The organism is Frankia sp. CcWB2 (genome assembly GCF_977927585.1).
Genome location: NZ_CDWRCM010000001.1, coordinates 30,813 through 35,341 on the forward strand (window position 1 = coordinate 30,813; position 4,529 = coordinate 35,341).

General features: G+C 74.1%; 3 protein-coding genes. All 3 read left to right on the forward strand.

Going from position 1 to position 4,529, the window contains the following annotated elements; genetic code table 11:
• A partial coding sequence (locus ACY45C_RS00175; RefSeq protein WP_462185655.1) for an NAD(P)H-dependent oxidoreductase subunit E occupies positions 1 to 580 on the forward strand: 580 nt, incomplete at its 5' end.
• Positions 581 to 582: 2 nt separating this feature from the next.
• Positions 583 to 1,914, forward strand: coding sequence for an NADH-quinone oxidoreductase subunit NuoF (gene nuoF / locus ACY45C_RS00180; RefSeq protein ID WP_462185656.1), 1,332 nt, complete (start codon positions 583 to 585; stop codon positions 1,912 to 1,914).
• Between the two features lie 5 nt (positions 1,915 to 1,919).
• Entirely contained in the window at positions 1,920 to 4,445 is a 2,526-nt protein-coding gene (locus ACY45C_RS00185; protein WP_462185657.1) for an NADH-quinone oxidoreductase subunit G, read from the forward strand.
• The last annotated feature ends 84 nt before the right edge of the window (positions 4,446 to 4,529 follow it).

Consider the following 4,529-nt stretch of genomic DNA (forward strand, 5'->3'; position numbering starts at 1 on the left):
GATGTACAAGCGGCATCCGGTCGGGGACTACCTCGTCTCGGTCTGCACGAATCTGTCGTGCGCGCTGCTCGGTGGCGAGGACGTCTACGAGCGGGTCTCGAAGCTCCTCGGGATCGGCCATGACGAGACGACGCCGGACGGGTCGATCACCCTCGAGCACGCCGAGTGCCTCGCGGCCTGCGACTACGCACCGGTCATGACGGTGAACTACGAGTTCTACGACCAGGTCGACCCCGACTCCGCCCAGGCGATCGTCGAGGACCTGCGGGCGGGGCGGCGGCCGGCGCCGGCCCGTGGCGGTCCGCTGTGCTCGTTCGCCGAGGTCTCCCGCCAGCTTGCCGGGTTCGGCGATCCGCGGCCGGAGGGCGTCGCGGGCCCGGGGGTCGGCGAGCCGTCGGTCGTGGGTCTCCTCGTGGCCGAGGCGGCCGGCTGGAGCGCCGAGCAGGCGCCCGCGCCGCTGGTCACCCATGGTGTGGGGGCCGACGCGGCGGCGCGCCCCGCCTCACCGCCTGCCGGGCCGCCGCCCGCGGTGGTTCCGGCGCCGACGACCCCGGCCTCCTCGGAACGGAAGGGGAGCTGACAATGCCCGTCACCCCGGTCCTCACCCGGCGCTGGAACACGCCGGAGTCGTGGACGATCGAGACCTACACCCGCCTCGACGGCTACACCGCACTGCGCACCGCCCTCGCGATGGCCCCGGGTGACCTCATCAAGCTGGTGAAGGACTCCGGGCTGCGGGGGCGGGGCGGCGCCGGCTTCCCCACCGGGATGAAGTGGGGCTTCATCCCGCAGGGCGACGGCAGGCCGCACTACCTCGTCATCAACGCCGACGAGGGGGAGCCGGGCACCTGCAAGGACGCGCCGCTGATGATGGCGGACCCGCACTCGCTCATCGAGGGGATCGTCATCGCGGCCTACGCGGTGCGGGCCGGCCGGGCGTTCGTCTACCTGCGCGGCGAACTGATCCACGCGGCCCGTCGGCTGCAGGCCGCCGTGGCCGAGGCCTACCGGGCCGGCTACCTCGGCCGGGACATCCTCGGCAGCGGCTTCGACCTCGACCTCGTCGTGCACTCCGGCGCGGGCGCCTACATCTGCGGCGAGGAGACGGCACTGCTCGACTCCCTGGAGGGCCGCCGCGGCCAGCCTCGGCTGCGCCCGCCGTTCCCCGCGACGCACGGCCTGTACGCCTCCCCGACGGTGGTCAACAACGTCGAGACGATCGCGTCGGTGCCGTACATCGTGAACTACGGTGCGGACTGGTTCCGGTCGATGGGCCGGGAGCGCTCGCCGGGGCCGAAGATCTACAGCCTGTCCGGGCACGTGACCCGGCCCGGCCAGTACGAGGCCCCGATGGGCACCACCCTGCGGGAGCTGCTCGACCTGGCCGGCGGCGTGCGGGGCGGTCGCGGGCTCAAGGCGTGGACCCCGGGCGGGTCGTCCACCCCGATGCTGACCGCCGAGCACCTCGACGCGCCGCTCGACTTCGAGGGCATGCAGGAGGCCGGGTCGCTGCTCGGCACGGCCGCACTCATGATTATGGATGACACGGTCGACATGCTCAAGGTCGTCCGCCGGCTCACCCAGTTCTACGCGCACGAGTCGTGCGGCAAGTGCACTCCGTGCCGCGAGGGCACCACCTGGATGGTGCAGATCCTGTCCCGGATGGAACGGGGCCAGGGCGACGCCGAGGACGTGGACACCCTCGTCGACGCCTGCGACAACATCTTCGGCCGGGCGTTCTGCGCGCTGGCCGACGGGGCCACCTCCCCGATCGTCTCGGGGATCAAGTACTTCCGGGACGAGTTCATCCCGGTGAGTGCGGTGACCACGAAGCCGAACCCCACCCCGGGAGACGCCACGGCCGGCGACGGCTCGCCCGCGTCCGCCCCGGGTGCCTACGCGGGAGCGCACTGACCATCATGACCGTCGCCCCATCCAGGCCTCGCGCCTCAGAGCCGGCCCAGCCGGTCGCATCCGACCTCATCACCCTCACCATCGACGGGCTGTCGGTGAGCGTGCCCAAGGGCACCCTCATCATCCGCGCGGCTGAGCTGCTCGGCATCGAGATCCCGCGGTTCTGCGACCATCCGCTCCTCGACCCCGTCGGAGCCTGCCGGCAGTGCATCGTCGAGGTGGAGGGCCAGCGCAAGCCGGTCGCCTCCTGCACCACGACGGTGGCCGCCGACATGGTTGTGAAGACCCAGCTAACCTCGCCGGTCGCCCGCAAGGCCCAGGCCGGCACGCTCGAGTTCCTGCTCCTCAACCATCCGCTTGACTGCCCGATCTGCGACAAGGGCGGCGAGTGCCCGCTGCAGAACCAGTCGATGGCGAACGGCGGTACGGTCTCCCGGTTCAAGGAGACCAAGCGGGTGTACCCGAAGCCGCTGGCGATCTCCACCGAGATCCTGCTGGACCGGGAGCGCTGCGTGCTGTGCGCCCGCTGCACCCGGTTCTCCGCCCAGATCGCCGGTGACCCGTTTATCGAGCTGTTCGAGCGAGGCGCCGCCGAGCAGGTCGCGGTGAGCGAGGGGCAGCCGTTTTCCTCCTACTTCTCCGGCAACATCGTGCAGATCTGCCCGGTGGGGGCATTGACCAGCGCCGCCTACCGTTTCCGGGCCCGGCCCTTCGACCTGGTCTCCACGCCCACGGCGTGCGAGCACTGCGCGTCGGGATGCTCCCTGCGCACCGACCACCGCCGGGGCAGGGTGACCCGTCGCCTCGCCGGCGACGACCCGGCGGTGAACGAGGAGTGGAACTGCGACAAGGGCCGGTTCGCCTTCACCTACGCGCGCGCGGCCGACCGGCTCACCACCCCGCTGATCCGCGACGACGAGACCGGGCAGCTCGTCCCGGCCTCCTGGAGCGAGGCGCTCGAGTACGCCGCGCGGGGACTGGCCGAGTGCCGGGACCGGCGCGGGGTCGGAGTGCTCACCGGCGGGCGGCTGACCCGTGAGGACGCCTACGCCTACGCGAAGTTCACCCGGGTGGCGCTGGCCAGCAACGACGTGGACTTCCGGGCCCGGCCGCACTCCGCCGAGGAGGAGCAGTTCCTCGGGTATGCTGTCGCCGGCACCGGCATCGGCGTCACCTACGCCGATCTCGAGGCCGCCCCGGCCGTGCTCCTGGTGGCCTTCGAGCCGGAGGAGGAGTCGCCCATCGTCTTCCTGCGACTACGTAAGGCCGTGGACAAGCACGGCGCGGCCGTGCACGCGCTCGCACCCCTGGCGAGCCGGGGGCTGACCAAGCTCGCCGGCACCCTCGTGCCGACGCGGCCCGGCGAGGAGGCGGCCGTCCTCGACGTGCTCGCCGCCCCCGACCGGGGCGGGCCGGAAGCACCGACCACGCAGGCCCTGCGGGCGCCGGGGGCGGTGATCCTGGTGGGCGAGCGGGCCGCGGAGTTCCCCGGGGCGCTGTCCGCGGCTGTCCGGCTGGCCGAGGCGACCGGTGCCTCGCTCGCCTGGGTTCCGCGGCGGGCCGGTGACCGCGGCGCGGTCTCGGCCGGGCTGCTTCCCTCGCTGCTGCCCGGCGGCCGCCCGGTCACCGACGCCGCCGGGCGCGCCGAGGTCGAGGAGGTCTGGGGGGGTCCGCTGCCCGGCGCGCCCGGCCGCGACACCGACGGCATCCTGGCCGCCGCCGCGGCCGGGCGGCTCGACGGGGTGATCGTGGCCGGGGTCGACGCGGAGGACCTGCCGAATCCGGCGAGTGCGCTCGCGGCGCTCGCCCGGATGCCGTTCTGCGTCTCGATCGAGCTGCGCCGGTCGTCGATCGCCGAGGTCGCGGACGTGGTGCTGCCCATCGCCCCGGCGGCGGAGAAGGCCGGCTCGTTCGTCGACTGGGAGGGCCGGCTGCGACCGTTCCAGCGGGCCCTGGACACCCCGGCCCTGCCGGACGTCCGGGTGCTGCACCTGCTCGCCGCCGAGATGGGCCTCGACCTCGGCTTGCCCGACGCCGGCGCGGCCGCCCGCGAGCTGCGCGCCCTGGGCCGGGCCGGCGACGGTGTGAGCCGGGTGCCCGCCCCGTCGGAGCCGATCGCCGAGCCGCCCGTCGCGGGGGTGGGTGAGGCGGTGCTCGCGACCTGGCACCAGCTCGTCGACGACGGCGCCCTGCAGGCCGATGAGCCCTACCTGGCGGGCACCGCGCGCCCGGCGGTGGCCCGCCTGTCCGCCGCGACCGCCGCCGAGATCGGCGCCGTGGCCGGGGGGCGGGCCACCGTCACGACCCCCCGCGGCTCGATCACCCTGCCCGTCGAGGTCACGGCGATGCCCGACCGGGTGGTCTGGGTGCCGACCCACTCGCCGGGCTCGCACGTGCGCCGGACGCTTGCCGGGCACGCCGGGGTCCTCGTCCGGGTGGGCGCCGCCGGGACGAGCACCCCCGCCGAGGACGATCCCCCTGCCGGGGACGACACTCCCGCCGGGGACGACACTCCCGGAGGTCGCGCATGAGCGCCACCCCGCCCACGCTCGTCTGGGCCGCGGCCGCGGATCCGGACCTGCACGCGTTCGCCGACGACCCGTTCTGGCTGATCC

What these genes read in the sequence shown, in the direction of transcription:
- nuoF (WP_462185656.1), top strand. Translation starts at nt 583, where the DNA reads ATGCCCGTCACCCCGGTCCTCACCCGGCGCTGGAACACGCCGGAGTCG.
- ACY45C_RS00185 (WP_462185657.1), top strand. Translation starts at nt 1,920, where the DNA reads ATGACCGTCGCCCCATCCAGGCCTCGCGCCTCAGAGCCGGCCCAGCCG.